This is a genomic window from Streptomyces sp. NPDC047981 (genome assembly GCF_040653315.1).
Lineage (GTDB): Bacteria > Actinomycetota > Actinomycetes > Streptomycetales > Streptomycetaceae > Streptomyces.
Window position 1 is genome coordinate 76,840 of sequence record NZ_JBEZNQ010000002.1, and the last position, 15,086, is coordinate 91,925.

The 15,086-nt window shown below is 72.6% G+C and carries 12 protein-coding genes; 4 read left to right on the forward strand and 8 right to left on the reverse strand.

Features of this window, described 5'->3' with window-relative positions; translation table 11 throughout:
- Window positions 1-195 precede the first annotated feature (195 nt).
- Window positions 196-1,158 carry a 2-hydroxyacid dehydrogenase gene (locus tag AB0E14_RS02250; protein WP_362410524.1) on the reverse strand — a complete coding sequence of 321 codons (963 nt, stop codon included), beginning with the start codon at window positions 1,156-1,158 and terminating at the stop codon, window positions 196-198.
- Window positions 1,159-1,232: 74 nt separating this feature from the next.
- On the opposite strand from AB0E14_RS02250, the gene AB0E14_RS02255 reads away from it, so the two are divergent.
- The 3 genes from AB0E14_RS02255 to AB0E14_RS02265 all read left to right on the forward strand — a co-directional run bounded on the left by AB0E14_RS02255 (window position 1,233) and on the right by AB0E14_RS02265 (window position 3,775).
- Entirely contained in the window at window positions 1,233-2,234 is a 1,002-nt protein-coding gene (locus tag AB0E14_RS02255) for an aldo/keto reductase (protein ID WP_362410527.1), read from the forward strand.
- A 194-nt stretch (window positions 2,235-2,428) separates the two neighbouring features.
- Window positions 2,429-3,526 (forward strand): PQQ-dependent sugar dehydrogenase, encoded by a 1,098-nt coding sequence (locus AB0E14_RS02260; protein WP_362410841.1) that lies wholly within the window; start codon window positions 2,429-2,431, stop codon window positions 3,524-3,526.
- A gap of 12 nt (window positions 3,527-3,538) precedes the next feature.
- Complete coding sequence (locus AB0E14_RS02265) at window positions 3,539-3,775, forward strand: DUF6191 domain-containing protein (RefSeq protein ID WP_362410530.1); 237 nt, start codon at window positions 3,539-3,541, stop codon at window positions 3,773-3,775.
- Between the two features lie 9 nt (window positions 3,776-3,784).
- On the opposite strand, the gene AB0E14_RS02270 is transcribed toward AB0E14_RS02265, so the two are convergent.
- The 5 genes from AB0E14_RS02270 to AB0E14_RS02290 all read right to left on the reverse strand — a co-directional run bounded on the left by AB0E14_RS02270 (window position 3,785) and on the right by AB0E14_RS02290 (window position 12,398).
- Window positions 3,785-6,826, reverse strand: a complete 3,042-nt coding sequence (locus tag AB0E14_RS02270) for an AAA family ATPase (protein WP_362410844.1) — start codon at window positions 6,824-6,826, stop codon at window positions 3,785-3,787.
- 32 nt (window positions 6,827-6,858) lie between these two features.
- On the reverse strand, window positions 6,859-7,041 hold the full coding sequence (locus AB0E14_RS02275; RefSeq protein WP_362410533.1) for a hypothetical protein: 183 nt from the start codon (window positions 7,039-7,041) through the stop codon (window positions 6,859-6,861).
- Window positions 7,042-7,192: 151 nt separating this feature from the next.
- Window positions 7,193-7,729 (reverse strand): hypothetical protein, encoded by a 537-nt coding sequence (locus AB0E14_RS02280; RefSeq protein WP_362410536.1) that lies wholly within the window; start codon window positions 7,727-7,729, stop codon window positions 7,193-7,195.
- 70 nt (window positions 7,730-7,799) lie between these two features.
- Window positions 7,800-10,091, reverse strand: coding sequence for an MMPL family transporter (locus tag AB0E14_RS02285; RefSeq protein ID WP_362410539.1), 2,292 nt, complete (start codon window positions 10,089-10,091; stop codon window positions 7,800-7,802).
- Between the two features lie 219 nt (window positions 10,092-10,310).
- A complete protein-coding gene (locus AB0E14_RS02290; RefSeq protein WP_362410542.1) occupies window positions 10,311-12,398 on the reverse strand; it encodes a phosphocholine-specific phospholipase C in 2,088 nt (695 codons plus the stop codon).
- A gap of 285 nt (window positions 12,399-12,683) precedes the next feature.
- Between AB0E14_RS02290 and AB0E14_RS02295 the strand changes: the two genes are divergently transcribed.
- Window positions 12,684-13,283, forward strand: a complete 600-nt coding sequence (locus tag AB0E14_RS02295; RefSeq protein WP_362410545.1) for a TetR/AcrR family transcriptional regulator — start codon at window positions 12,684-12,686, stop codon at window positions 13,281-13,283.
- Between the two features lie 73 nt (window positions 13,284-13,356).
- On the opposite strand, the gene gatB is transcribed toward AB0E14_RS02295, so the two are convergent.
- Both gatB and AB0E14_RS02305 read right to left on the reverse strand, forming a co-directional pair.
- Window positions 13,357-14,868, reverse strand: a complete 1,512-nt coding sequence (gatB, locus tag AB0E14_RS02300; protein ID WP_362410548.1) for an Asp-tRNA(Asn)/Glu-tRNA(Gln) amidotransferase subunit GatB — start codon at window positions 14,866-14,868, stop codon at window positions 13,357-13,359.
- A 15-nt stretch (window positions 14,869-14,883) separates the two neighbouring features.
- On the reverse strand, window positions 14,884-15,063 hold the full coding sequence (locus AB0E14_RS02305) for a hypothetical protein (RefSeq protein WP_362410847.1): 180 nt from the start codon (window positions 15,061-15,063) through the stop codon (window positions 14,884-14,886).
- Window positions 15,064-15,086: the final 23 nt, after the last annotated feature.

Here is a 15,086-nt window from a genome sequence, read left to right on the forward strand (position 1 = left end):
CATCACCCGTCGCCCCCCTCGGAATCTGATGACCCGTCACTTCGCTCCCCGGCGTCAGCTCGTACTCGACGCAGCCCCCCACTTCGGGACGATACACCAGGACCGTCACTCAGGGACAGGGTTGCTGTACTCTCCGTGACGGCCCAGGGGCTCGCGAGAGGCGCACCGAGGGGGCGCGCAGGCCCGGGCGCCTGGTCAGGTGGTCAGCACCACGTTGGCCGGTCGCTCCCCCGCCACGAAGCGGGTGAGCTGGGCGGCGATCAGCCGCTTGGCCCGCGGCATGAACGCCGATGTGGAACCGCCGACATGGGGGCTCACCAGAACACCGGGAGCGTGCCACAACGGGTGACCCGGCGGCAGGGGTTCGGGGTCGGTCACGTCCAGCGCGGCGGTGATCCGGCCGGACTCGACCTCCTTGAGCAGCGCGGCGGTGTCCACCACGGGACCCCGGGCGACGTTCACCAGAAGGGCGTCGTCCTTCATCCGGGCGAGGAAGCCCGCGTCGGCGAGATGCCTGGTCTCCGGCGTGAGCGGAGTGGAGAGCACCACCACGTCGGCCTGCGGCAGCAGGGCCGGCAGCTCCGTCAGAGGGTGGACGGGACCGCGCTCCGTTGTGCGGGCGGAGCGCGCGACGCGCACCACCCGCGCGCACTCGAACGGAGCGAGCCGGTCCTCGATGGCGGCGCCGATGGATCCGTACCCCACGATCAGCACGGACTTGTCCGCGAGCGCGGGGTAGAAACCGGCCCGCCACTCCTCCTTCTCCTGGCCGCGCACGAAACCGGGGATGCCGCGCAGCGAGGCGAGGATCAGGGCGAGGGTGAGTTCGGCGGTGCTGGCCTCGTGGACGCCCTTGGCGTTGCACAGGTCGACCCCCGCGCCCAGCGCGCCGATTCCGGGCGTCACATGGTCCGTTCCCGCCGAAAGGGTCTGGACGACACGGACCGAACTCATCGCGGCGAGCGGCCGGACGGCGATCTCCATGCCCTTCATGTACGGCACCACGTAGAAGGCGCACCGCGCCGGATCGGCGGGGAAGTCGGGACCACCGTCCCAGAAGCGGTAGTTCAGGCCCGACGCGCCCGGGTCGGGAAGCCCTTCGATCTCGTCCGCGGGAATCGGAAGCCACACGTCAGCGGTCGTCTCATCGAGTGTCATGACCGGGAGGCTATGCGAAGAATCCCGGCCGCCATTGGTTACTTTGGGGGAGGCACAGGGAGGGGTACCGGCAGGTGGAGCGCAGGACTATCGGGGCGACGGCGCTCGACGTGGGCGCGGTCGGCCTGGGCTGTATGCCGATGAGCTGGGCCTACAGCTGCTCGCAGCAGCGCGGGGACCGCTCGCTGCGCACGGTGCACGCGGCGCTGGACGCCGGGGTGAGCCTGCTGGACACCGCCGACATGTACGGGCCGTTCACCAACGAGCTGCTGGTGGGGCGGGCGTTGAAGGAGCGCCGGGCGGAGGCGTTCGTGTCGACCAAGTGCGGCCTGCTGGTGGGCGATCAGCACATCGTGGCCAACGGGCGGCCCGGATACGTCCGCCGTGCCTGCGACGCCTCGCTGCGGCGGCTGCAGACGGACGTGATCGATCTCTACCAGCTGCACCGGGCGGACCCGGAGGTGCCGGTCGAGGAGACCTGGGGCGCGATGGCCGAGCTGGTGTCCGCGGGCAAGGTGCGGGCGCTGGGGTTCTGCGCCGTCGGGGCGCGCGCGGCGCGGCGCGGGACGGTGGCAGACGTGTTCGAGGGAACGATCCGGCAGCTGGAGCGGGTCCAGCAGGTGTTCCCGGTGAGCGCGGTGGAGGCCGAGCTGTCCGTGTGGTCGCGGGAGGCCATGGCGCGGCTGCTGCCCTGGTGCGAGGCGCGCGGGGTCGGGTTCCTGGCCGCGATGCCGCTGGGGAACGGGTTCCTGACCGGGACGCTGACGCCGGGCGGCGGTTTCGAGCCGGACGACCCGCGGGCCCGGCACCCTCGGTTCACGGCCGAGATGATGGCCGCGAACCAGCCGCTGGTGGCGGGGTTGCGGCGGGTGGCCGCGCGGCACGGGGAGGACGTGACTCCGGCGCAGGTCGCGCTGGCATGGGCGCTGGCGCAGGGGCCGCACGTGGTGCCGATCCCGGGCGCCAAGCGGGAGCGCTGGGCGGTGGAGAACGCGGGGGCGGCGGAGCTGGTCCTCACGGCCGGGGATCTGGCCGAGATCGCCGGGCTGCCGCGACCGCGCGGTTCCTGGGACTGACGGGCGGGCCCGCGCGGGCGGGAATCCGGCGTGCGGGCATCCGGCGGGCGGGAATCCCGCGGGTGGGAATCCGGCGGGTGGGAACCTGATCGGGCCGAGCGGTGTATCAAGGGTAGTGATCGCCGTTCGAAGGGATCGGGACCGTGGGCCGAGCTTCTGTGAGTGCCGTGGGGGTCGTGGGAGTCGCCGCCGTGCTGGGGCTGCTGACCGGGTGCGGGTCGGGCGGAGAAGGGGACGGGGCCGCCTCCCCCGGCTCCCCTTCGGTGTCCGCGTCTGCGTCCGGGGCCCCGTCCGGGACCGTGTCGGGGTCGCCGGCCGCGGCGGGCTCCGTGCGCGTCGCCGGGACGCTGACCGAGGACCTGGAGTCGCCGTGGGGCGTGGCCGCGCTGCCGGACGGTGACCTGCTCGTCGCCTCGCGCGACGAGCGCACGATCACCCGGGTCGACGCGGAGACCGGGAGAAAGACGCCGCTCGGTGAGGTGCCGGGGGTGGTTCCCGGCGGTGAGGGCGGGCTGCTCGGCCTGGCCGTGCGGGACGGCATGGTGTACGCGTACTTCACGGCCGAGTCGGACAACCGCATCGTCCGCATGCCGTACGGAGGCGGGGCCGGGGACCGGCTCGGCGCTCCCGAGGTGGTCCTCTCGGGCATCCCGAAGGGGACCGTGCACAACGGCGGCCGGATCGCGTTCGGCCCGGACGGGATGCTGTACGCGGGGACCGGTGAGCGCGGGGAGACGGGGCTCGCGCAGAGCCCCGGATCGCTGGGCGGCAAGATCCTGCGCATGACGCCCGAGGGCAGGCCGGCGCCGGGCAATCCGTTCCCCGGCTCGGTGGTCTATTCGCTCGGTCACCGCAATGTGCAGGGCCTGGCCTGGGACGGGGACGGGCGGCTGTGGGCGGCGGAGTTCGGCCAGAACACCTGGGACGAGCTGAACCTCATCGAGGCGGGGAAGAACTACGGCTGGCCGAAGGTCGAGGGCGTGGCGAACGTCGCCGATTTCGTCGACCCGGTCGCCCAGTGGAGAACGGACGAGGCTTCGCCGAGCGGGATCGCGTACGCCGAGGGCGCGATCTGGATGGCGGGGCTGCGCGGCGAGCGCCTGTGGCGGATCCCGGTGTCCGGAGCGGAACGCTCCGGGGACCCCCAGGCGTTCCTCGTGGAGGAGTACGGCCGGCTGCGCACGGTCCTGGCGGCGGGCGACGGTCGGCTCTGGCTGACGACGAGCGAGACGGACACCCGGGGGACGCCCGGGTCCGGCGACGACAAGATCCTCCGGTTGGAGGTGAAGTAGGAGGCGGAGACGATGTTCAACATGATGGAAGAGCTGTTCGCGCCCGGCCGTCAGCACACCGAGGACGAGCGGCAGCGGCTGGAGCTGACCCGGGAGGACCCGGGGGACGCCGACCCCGCGCGAGGACCGATCGACCTCAACTCCGGTGCCGTGCTGATACGGCTGCCGAACCCCGTCACCGTCCGCGACGAGGACGGCGACGACGACGGGGGCGGCAGTGGTGACGGGGGCGACGACGAGACCCCGTAGGCGGGCGCCCTAGGGGGCCGGGGCCGGCTCCAGGAGGCGGAGGCGGTGGGCGAGCGCGGCGGCCTCGCCCCGGCCGGAGACGCCGAGCTTGGCCAGGATGTTGGAGACGTGGACGCTCGCGGTCTTCGGTGAGATGAAGAGTTCCTCGGCGATCTGGCGGTTGGTGCGGCCGGCGGCGACCAGGCGCAGGACGTCCTGTTCCCGGGGGGTCAGGCCGAAGGCGTCGTCGCCCGGCTCCTGCTCCGGTGCGCTGTCCGGGGCGGTCAGCGGGAGGCGGGCGCGGGCGGCGAGGAGTTCGACGTCCTCACGGAGCGGTTGCGCGCCGAGGCGGACGGCCGTGGCGTGGGCCTCGCGGAGCAGTGCCGCGGCCTCCTCGCGGCGGCCGCCCTCGGCCAGGAGGGCGTCGGCGAGGCGGTGCCGGGCGAGGGCCAGGACGTAGGGGCGCTCCAGGGACTCGTAGCCGGCGACGGTCTCGGTCCAGCGGTCGACCGGGTGGCGGCCCTCGGCGCGGTCCAGCTCGGCCGAGGTGTGGTGGGCGTACGCCTCCCAGATCGGTGCCGGGGTCGGCAGCTGCCGGGCGGCGCGGCGGAGCAGGGCGAGCGACTCCGCGCGGCCCTCCTCGGCGGCGGGCAGGCCGAGGGCGTCCGCCTCGGCGGTGGCGGCGCTCAGGAGCAGCGGCCAGGCCTCGCGATGGGTACCGGGCGGGAAGCCGGTCTCGACGGCGTCGGCGAGCACCGTCCGTACCTCGTGGATCCGGCCACCGGCGGCGGCCAGGCTCAGCTCGACCTGGCGGCTCGGGATGACGTACTGGGGCATCGGGTCGGCCTCGCCGAAGTGCTCCCGGGCCCGTGCGAGGTGGGTGGCGGCCGCGGTGAGTTCGCCGCGGGCGACGGCGAGTTGGGCGAGGCGGAGGGCGGTGGAGCCGAGCGGCTTGGAGCTGGTCCCGGAGTGCTCCAGCCACTCGCAGTTGCGCTGCGCCTCGTCCCAGAGGCCCAGGGAGAGCTGGGACTCGGCCTGGTTGGCGCGGATCCAGCCCTGGCTGTCGAGGAGCCCATGGGCGCGGGCCATGCGGAGGCCCTCCTCGGCGACGTCGACGGCCTCCCGGGAGCGGCCGAGGTTCTCCAGGACGTGGGAGAGGTTGACGTGGGCGCGGGAGCACTCGTGATGGAGGCCGAGGGCGCGGCAGCGGGCGAGCGTCTCGTACATGCTGGCCAGCCCGGCCTCGCGGTCCCCCGCGCTGACCTGGAGGGTGCCGAGGGTGAGCCGGGCGCCGAGTTCGATGGGCTCGTTGTTCACGAGACGGGCGTACTCCACGGCCCGTTCGGCGGCGGCGAGGCTCTCCGGGCCGGGCTTGTGCAACATGCCCCAGCCGGCGGCCACGACCAGGACGCGGGCGTGGACGGCGGACGGCGGGAGGCCTTTGACGAGTTCCTGGGCCTTCGCGATCTCGGCCCAGCCGTCGGAGCGGCCGAGTCCGGAGACGATGCGGGAGCGCTCGCACCAGAACCAGGCGGCCCGGAGCGGGTCGGTCTCGCCGCCCTCCTCGGCGGAGTCGAGCAGCCGCAGCGCCATCTTGCCGATCTTCAGGGCGCGTTCGCGTTCCCCGGCGAAGCGGGCGGCGATGGCGGCCTCGGCGAGCAGGTCGAGATAGCGCAGCGGGGTGGTCGCCGGGTCGCAGCCGCACGCGGGGTAGGCCTCGACGTAGTCGATGGGCCGCAGGGCGTCGCGGACCGCGGCGGGGACCTCGTCCCAGAGTTCCATGGCCCGTTCGAGGAGGCTCAGTTGCTCGGCGTGGGCGTAGCGCTTGCGGGTCTCCACGGAGGCGCGGAGCACGGCGGGCAGCGCCTTGGCGGAGTCGTGGGCGTGGTACCAGTAGGTGGCGGTCCTGGTCACGCGCTCGTCGGCGCGGACGAGCGTGGGGTCGGCCTCCAGGGCCTCGGCGTAGCGCCGGTTGAGCCGGGAGCGTTCGCCGGGCAGCAGGTCGTCGCTGACGGCCTCGCGGACCAGGGAGTGCCGGAAGCGGTAGCCGTCGCCGTCGGGGACGGCGAGCAGGATGTTGGCGCCGACGGCGGCCCTGAGCGCCTCGATCAGGTCGTCCTCGGAGAGCCGGGCGACGGCGGCGAGGAGCGCGTACTCGACGGTGGAGCCGCCCTCGGCGACGATCCGGACCACCCGCTGGGCGTCCTCGGGCAGCGCCTCGACCCGGACCAGAAGCAGGTCGCGCAGGGAGTCGCTGAGGGAGCCCACGGCGCAGCCGGCCTCGTGGGAGACGACCAGCTCCTCGACGAAGAAGGCGTTGCCGTCGGAGCGGTCGAAGACCTCGTCGACGAGCCCCGCGTCCGGTTCGGCGGCGAGGATGCCGGTGAGCTGGCGGCGCACCTCGGCGCGGGTGAAGCGGGCGAGTTCGATGCGGCGGATGGTCCGCAGCCGGTCCAGCTCGGCCAGTAGGGGGCGCATCGGGTGGCGGCGGTGGATGTCGTCGGAGCGGTAGGTGGCGACGACGACGATCCGGCCCCGGCGCAGGGTGCGCAGGAGGTAGGAGAGGAGGTGCCGGGTGGACGCGTCGGCCCAGTGCAGGTCCTCCAGGACGAGCACGACCGTCCGGTCGCCGGCGAGGCGCTCCAGGAGCCGTGCGGTCAGCTCGAAGAGGCGGGCGGTGGAGTCCTCGTGCGACGGCTCGTGGCTGCCGACGTCGCCCAGTTCGGGCAGGAGCCGGGCGAGTTCGCCCTCCTGGCCGGCCGCCGCGGCGGCCAGTTCGTCCGGGAGCCGGCGGCTGAGCGACCGCAGGGCCGTGGAGAAGGGCGCGAACGGCAGTCCGTCCGCGCCGACCTCGACACAGCCTCCGACGGCGACGTACGCGCCGCGGTCGCAGGCCGCCGCCACGAACTCCTCGATGAGCCGCGTCTTGCCGACGCCCGCCTCGCCGCCGACGAGCAGGGCCTGGGGCTCGCCGTCGGTGGCGCGGACGAGGGCGTCGGTCAGGGCGGCGATCTCACCGGCCCTGCCGACGAACACGGGACTGACTGACCTGGTCTCCACGGCGCCGAGCATCGCACAGCCGTCCGGAGTCGCGCCCACAAGGGTCACGCGGCCCGGGCGAAGCGGTCCCGCGCCTCTCCCACCCGCCCCTCGGTTTCTTGGTCGCCGGACCGGGCGGCGGCCTTCGCGGCCCGCCGCGCCGTGACGGCCTGGCGGACCAGGCGCTGGGCGGCGGCCTCACGGACGAGCTCGGAGTGGTGCTGGCGGTTCAGTTCGTACGCGAACATCTCGTTCTCCCCTGGTGTCGGTATCGCTTCTTGCGATGCCTCTACTCTCGCGGCCCAGGGGGTACGGCCACATCGGGCGAGTGCCGCATGTTCGGGGTACGGGAGGCCTTAGGCGGGCCTCAGGGCGCCTTAGGGTGCCTGAGGCGGGTGCCTAGGACGCGGTCGGGAGACTCAGGAACAGGTCGAAGTACATCCCCGCCGACAGGAACATGCCGAGCGCGCCCAGGACGGCGCCGGCGACGGCCACCGCGCCGACCCACGCGGGCCGCTGGGGGCGGGTGAGGACGAGCACGGCGACGACGAGCGCGAGGAAGGCGAAGACCCCGTTGACGAAGGCGGTGGTGTGCCAGGCGTCGGCGTAGATCTCGTTGATCTGCTGGGCGGCGGTGCCGCCCTGGGCCTTGATCTGGCCGATCAGCGTCTCGCGCTCGCTGCTGACCTTGCCCACCCAGGTGCCGGTGAGGGCGGCGAGCCCGAGCCCGGTGGACACGACGGCGGCGGCGCCCGCACCGACCCCGGCCCCGTCACCGACGGGGGCGGCCGGAGCCTCCTCGATCTCGTCGAGGTCGTCGGTCTCGTCGGTCGCGTCGAGCTTCTCCTCCGGCTCCTCGACCAGGTCCTCCACCGGCTCGACCGCGTCATTGGCCTCAGTGGGCTCGGTGGGCGTCTTCTCCGTCTTGATAGTCATGCGTCGCACGCTAGGTGCCGCGTATGAGAAGCGTCTTAACGACCTGGTGACCCATGTGCCTCGCGGCGTCCTACGACGCCTTCTCGTCCACCGTCACGCGCTGAGCGGGTATCCCCGCACCGGCACCGGCACCCGCGGCCGCGCCCGCCTCCGCGTCCCGGGCGTCGGCGGCGGCCCTGGACTCGGGCGGTTCGATGCTGATGCGGGGCATGCGGCGGTCGAGCCAGCGCGGGAGCCACCAGTTGGCGCCGCCGAGCATGTGCATGAGAGCCGGTACGAGCAGGGTCCGCAGGACGAAGGCGTCCAGGGCCACGGCCGCCGCGAGCGCGATGCCGAACATCGCGACGACCCGGTCGCCGGAGAGCACGAAGGCGAGGAAGACGGAGATCATGATGACCGCCGCCGAGTTGATCACGCGGCTGGTCTCGGCGAGCCCGACCCGGACCGCCCGCCGGTTGTCGCCGGTCTCCAGCCACTCCTCGTACATCCGGCTGACCAGGAAGACCTGGTAGTCCATGGAGAGCCCGAAGAGCACCGACACCATGATCACCGGCAGGAAGGGCTCGATCGGGCCCGCGCTGCCGAGGCCGAGGAGTTCGCTCCCCCAGCCCCACTGGAAGATCGCGACGACGATCCCGAAGGCCGAGGCGACCGCCATCACGTTCATCAGGGCGGCCTTCAGCGGGATGCCGATCGACCGGAAGGCGACGAGCAGCAGCAGACAGCCGAGCGCGATGACGACGCCCACGAAGAGCGGCAGCTTGCCGACGATGATCTCGGCGAAGTCGTCGTACGAGGCGGTGACGCCTCCCACGTGTACGTCGAGCGACGTACCGCGCTCGGCCGTGGGCAGCACGTCCGCCCGCAGCCGGTCGACCAGCTCGCTGGTGGCCTTCGACTGCGGCGAGGAGTCCGGTACGACGGTGAGGACCGCGGTGTCGCCCGCGCTGTTGTACGTGACCGGGGAGACCGACTCGACGCCCTTGGTGGCGGCGAGGGCCGCCGGCAGCTCGCCGAGGGCGACGCGGTCGTCGGCGCCGTCGATCTGGGCGACGAGGGTGAGCGGCCCGTTGACCCCGGGCCCGAAACCTCCCCCAGAGCCTTCGGCCTGGGAGGTACCCCCACGAGCGAGCAGGTCGTAGGCCTGCCGGGTGGTGGCCGTGGCCGGACCGTTGCCCTGGTCGGAGGTGCCGAGGTGGAGCGAGAGCGTCGGCAGCGCGAGGACGGCCATGACGACGGCGGCGACCGCGCCGAGCAGCTTGGGGTGGCGCTCCACGAAGGCGGACCAGCGGGCGGCGAAGCCGGTCGGCAGCTCCGGCTGCGGCCCGTGCTCGGCCAGGTGACGGCGCTCGCGGCGGGACAGCGCCCGCATGCCGATGAGGGAGAGCAGGGCGGGCAGCAGGGTGACCGAGGCGGCGACCGTCAGGACGACGGTCAGGGAGGCGGCGATGGCGACGCCGTTGAGGAAGCTGAGGCGCAGGATCAGCATGCCGAGGAGGGCGATGCAGACGGTCGCCCCGGCGAAGACCACGGCGCGGCCCGTGGTGGCGACGGCGATCTCGGCGGATTCGGGGACCGAGAGCCCGCGTTTGAGGCCCTTGCGGTGGCGGGTCACGATGAAGAGCGCGTAGTCGATGCCGACGCCGAGGCCGATGAGCATGCCGAGCATCGGGGCGAAGTCGGCGACGGTCATCACATGGCCGAGGAGCACGATCCCGGAGTACGCGATGCCGACGCTGACGAGCGCGGTGGCGATGGGGAGGGCGGAGGCCGCGAGCGAGCCGAAGGCCAGGAAGAGGACGACGGCCGCGACGACGACGCCGACGGCCTCGGCGACATGGCCGCCCGAGGCCTCCGTGAGGGCGACGGCGCTGCCGCCGAGCTCGACCTGGACGTCCTGGCTCCCGGCGGAGCGTGCCGTGTCGACCAGGGCCTGGGCCTGGGACTTCGGGATGTCGTCGGCCTGCTCGTGGAAGGTGACGGCCGCGTAGGCGGTGTGCCCGTCCTCGCTGATCTGCGCCTGGGCGGCGGGCCCGGGGCCGTACGGGGAGGTCACGGAGGCGATGCCGGGGAGTTCGGCGACCTCGTCGAGCATCTCGGTCATGCGCTGCTCGACGCCGGCGGCCCGGACGCTGCCCTTGTCGGTGTGCCACACGATGGTGTTGCTGTCGCCGCCGCTGCCGGGGAAGCCCTTCTCGAGGAGGGCGGTGGCGCGGCCGGACTCGGTGCCGGGGACCTCGTAGTCGTTGGAGTACGCGGTGCCCGCGACCGACGCTCCGGCGACGACGCCGCCGAGCGCGACGAGCCAGAGCAGGACGGCGACGAGGCGGTGCTTGATGCACCACCGTGCGATGGCTGCCAAAGGACGTGCTCCCTGGTGGTGGTTCGTGGATCTTTACCGGGGAACAGCCCGAAAAAGAACGCATGACCTACTTGAGCCCACTGTCGCAGCCCAAAGAGATCAATTGCCCCATTCGTGTCGATACTCACAGCGCCGCGCGGAAGCTCGGGCCTTTCGGCCCGGGCCCCGCGCGGACGCCGTGGAGAGAGGGATCTCGGCCGGAGACCTCGGCCGGAGACATCAGCCGGAGACGCTGGCCCGCCCGTTCTCGATGTGCCCCATGAGCCGTCGACGGAAGCCGCCCGGGGCGGTCACCTCGACGTCGTACCAGCCGTGCGCGTCGGCGGCCGAGTGCACGAGGGTACGGCTGCGGCCGGGCTTCACGGTGACCGTGCGGGTCCAGTCCCGCAGGTCGCCGAGGTCTTCGCGGTCCACGTAGCCGACCGGGCGGACCGTGAAGGAGACGGGCGCGGTGCCGGTGTTCCGGACGGTGAGATGCAGGTCGCGGTCGTGATGATCGATGTGCGAGGCCAGCTCGGCGCCGCCCGCCGCCGGGCCCTCGAACTCGCGGCGGAAGCCGTTCGGGCCGGTGATCGTGAACCGGTAATGATCACGCGTAAGGGGTACCGCCCACTGTGCCGTGCCCCTTACATCGCGGTGCTGGGGGGCCGTGAACTCACCGGCGTACGGGTACAGCGCGAAGTGGGCCGATCCCTTGCCGGTGTTCTTCAGGTCGACGGTGATCCCGCCCGCGCCGACCCGCGCCTCGGCGTCCGGCTGGTACGGCAGCGGTCGCGCGGGGCGGCTGCCCGGCTCCTGTACCGGCATCTTCTGGACCGCCGGGGGCTGCGGACGCCAGCGGCCCGAGAACGGCGGGATCGGGCCGGGCTCGGCGACGTCGGGCTGCCGGTGGGCACGCCGGAAGTCGAAGGCGGAGGTCAGGTCGCCGGCGACGGCCCGCCGCCACGGGGTGATGTTGGGCTCCTTGATGCCGGTGAGCTTCTCCAGGAAGCGGATCACCGAGGTGTGGTCGAAGGTCTCGGAGCAGACGTAGCCGCCGAGCGACCAGGGCGATACGACGAGCATGGGGACGCGGATGCCGAGGCCGGTGGGCAGCCCCTTCCACCGTTCGTCGGTGTTGTCGGCCGGCGGGACGGGCGGCGGCACGTGGTCGAAGAAGCCGTCGTTCTCGTCGTAGTTGATCAGCAGGACGGTGTGGCGCCAGACGTCCGGGTGCGAGCCGAGGGCGTCGAGGACCTTGTAGACGAGCGAGGCGGAGGCGATCGGCGAGGAGGAGCCGGGGTGCTCGGAGTCGATCGCGGACGGCACGAGGTACGAGACCTCCGGCAGCGTCCCGGCGGCGACATCGGCGCGGAAGGCGTCGGCGAGCGTCCCGCTCTCGACCCGGCGGAGCCCGCGCTCGAAGAGCGAGCGCTCCGCCGCCGTGAGCGTGGCGACGCCGTCCTCCAGGGCGGCGAGCAGCCTGGCCCGCTCGGCCATGTCCTGCGTGTCCCGGACGGCGGCGTAGAAGGACTCCATGAAGGTGTGCCCGCCGGTGGGGGCGAGGGCCTTGCGGGCGATCTTCTTGAAGGAGGTGAAGAACTCGATGTTGTTGTCGGTGAAGTTCTCCCACTCCGTGTACGTCTTCCAGCTCCGCCCGGCCGCTTCGAGGCGCTCGGCGTAGGTGGGCCAGGAGTAGCCGGGGTGGGTGCCCTCGGCGTACGCGGCGTTGGTGACGGCGCGGCTGCCGTCGGCCTCGTAACCGGTCCAGCCGGACCACAGGTGGTTGCGGTTGGGGCTGGTGGAGGTGTGGGTGGACGAGTGGTACGCGTCGCAGATGGTGAAGGTGTCGGCCAGCTCGTAGTGGAGCGGGATGTCCTGGCGGTCGTAGTAGGCCATGGTCGCGGCGGTCTTGGCGGAGACCCAGCCGTCCATCCAGCCCTCGTGCCAGGCCTTGGCGCCGCCGCTCCAGGAGTGGTCGAGGTCGCCGATGTACTGGAGGTCCTTGGCCTGCGTCTCGGCGGCGCCGCGGATCGGGAACGGCAGCACGGTCCGGCCGAGGGCGGCGGGCTGCTCGAAGACGGGCTTGCCGGAGGGCAGTTCGATCGCGTTGCGGTCGCCGAAGCCGCGGACACCGCGGAGGGTGCCGAAGTAGTGATCGAAGGAACGGTTCTCCTGCATGAGGATCACCACGTGCCGCACGGCGGACATGCCCCCGGCCGGCGGCCCCGCGGCGATCGCCTGCTGGAGCGACGGCGGAAGCAGCGAGCCCGCCGCAGCGGCGCCGAGCGCGCCTCCGCCCAGGGCGAGCACCTTGCGGCGGGACATCCGGGACTTCTCGGGGGACAAGACCGACCTCCAGTCGACGGCTCCCAATGGTTCGCCTTCGAGCCATTGGGTGGTACCCCGGGGACGGTAGTGAGGCCGGGTGACGGAGAGAAGACCCGATTCGGACGCGGTGGTGAACGTCCGCCAGGCGAACACCACCGACGGGACACCGGACGGTGGCGGCCGTCCGCCCCGGGGGGACGGATTCCCGCCCCGGATCTGCCATCATGGGCGATACGGAACATCATTCCGCTTCGTGCGGCCGGTCGACGGAAGGAGCCCGCGGTGAGCGACGACGGCCAGGGCCTGGCGCCGGGGAGTTCGGCCAGGTCCCAGCGCAAGGACGCGCGGCGCAACCAGCAGACGCTGCTGGAGGCGGCGGCCGCGGCCTTCGTCGCCTCGGGCGTCGACGCGCCCGTGCGGGACATCGCGGCCCGGGCCGGGGTCGGCATGGGGACCATCTACCGGCACTTTCCCACCCGCGCCGACCTCGTCATCGCCGTCTACCGCCACCAGGTCGACGCCTGCGCCGAGGCCGGGCCCGGGCTGCTCGCGAGCGGCCCGACGCCGTATGCCGCCCTGACACGGTGGGTCGATCTGTTCGTGGACTTCCTGGTCACCAAGCACGGCCTGGCCGCCGCCATGCAGGGCGACGGGCCCGGCTTCGAGGCCCTGCACGCGTACTTCCTGGAGCGGCTCGTGCCGGTGTGCACCCAGCTCCTCGACGCCGCCGTCGCCGCCGACGAGATCCGTACCGACCTCGACGCGTACCAGCTCATGCGCGGCATCGGGAACCTGTGCATCGGCGCCGAGAGCGACCCCCGCTACGACGCCCGCCGCCTCGTCGCCCTCCTCGTGGCCGGGCTCCGACAGCCGACCCCGTGAACGCGGGAGCGGCGCCCCAGGTCTCGTGCCCCGGGGCGCCGCCCTCGTACGCGTCCCCGGAGGGACCGGACGGTCAGCCCTCGCTGACGCCCAGCTTCTCCAGGATGAGGTCCTTCACGCGCGCCGCGTCCGCCTGGCCGCGGGTGGCCTTCATGACCGCGCCGACCAGGGCGCCGACCGCCGCGACCTTGCCGCCGCGGATCTTGTCGGCGATGCCCGCGTTGGCCGCGATGGCCTCGTCGACGGCCGTGCCGAGCGCGCCCTCGTCGGAGACGACCTTCAGGCCGCGCTTCTCGACGACCTCGTCCGGGCCGCCCTCGCCGGCGAGCACGCCCTCGATGACCTGACGGGCCAGCTTGTCCGTGAGGTCGCCGGAGGCCACCAGCTCGGTCACCCGGGCGACCTGCGCCGGGGTGATCGGCAGCTCGTCCAGGGCCGTGCCCGACTCGTTGGCGGAGCGGGCCAGCTCGCCCATCCACCACTTGCGCGCCTGGTCCGACGGCGCGCCCGCGTCCGTGGTCGCGACGATCAGGTCGACCGCGCCCGCGTTGAGGATCGACTGCATGTCGTGCTCCGACACACCCCACTCCTCGCGGAGCCGGTTGCGGCGCACGCGCGGCAGCTCGGGCAGCTCGGCACGCAGCTCCTCGACCCACGCGCGCGCCGGCGCGACGGGAACGAGGTCGGGCTCCGGGAAGTACCGGTAGTCCTCGGCGTTGTCCTTGATCCGGCCGGAGGTGGTGGAGCCGTCGTCCTCGTGGAAGTGACGGGTCTCCTGCACGATCGTGCCGCCGGAGGTCAGCACGGCCGCGTGGCGCTGGATCTCGAAGCGCGCCGCCCGCTCCACCGAACGGAGCGAGTTGACGTTCTTCGTCTCCGAGCGGGTGCCGAAGGTCTGCGTGCCGTTCGGGCGCAGCGACAGGTTCACGTCGCAGCGCATCTGGCCCTTGTCCATCCGCGCCTCGGAGACACCGAGGGCGCGGATCAGCTCGCGCAGCTCGGCGACGTACGCCTTGGCGACCTCGGGGGCCCGCTCGCCCGCGCCCTCGATGGGCTTGGTGACGATCTCGATGAGCGGGATGCCGGCCCGGTTGTAGTCGAGCAGCGAGTGCGAGGCGCCGTGGATCCGGCCCGTCGCGCCGCCGATGTGCGTCGACTTGCCGGTGTCCTCCTCCATGTGGGCGCGCTCGATCTCCACGCGGAAGATCTCCCCGTCCTCCAGCTGGACGTCCAGGTAGCCGTTGAAGGCGATCGGCTCGTCGTACTGCGAGGTCTGGAAGTTCTTCGGCATGTCCGGATAGAAGTAGTTCTTCCGGGCGAAGCGGCACCACTCGGCGATCTCGCAGTTCAGCGCGAGACCGATCTTCACGGCCGACTCGACGCCGATCGCGTTGACGACCGGGAGCGAGCCGGGCAGACCGAGACAGGTGGGGCAGGTCTGCGAGTTGGGCTCGGCGCCCAGCTCGGTCGAGCAGCCGCAGAACATCTTGGTCTTCGTACCGAGTTCGACATGGACCTCGAGGCCCATGACGGGGTCGTACGCGGCCAGGGCCGCTTCGTACGACAGCAGTTCAGTGACAGTCACGGTGGAACTTCCCTCTCAGCCCAGCAGGACGTCGTCGTCGCCCAGGCGCTTCAGCTCCCGGTAGAGGATCGCCAGGCCGGTGATGATGGCGGCGGCGGACACCGCGGCATCGATGAGCTTCAGCGTGTCGTGCTCGGCGCGGGCCTTCTTGACCTGCTTCATCACACTGACGGCGCCGAACGCGGTGGTGCCCATGGACAGGTACGTGCCGGTCTTGG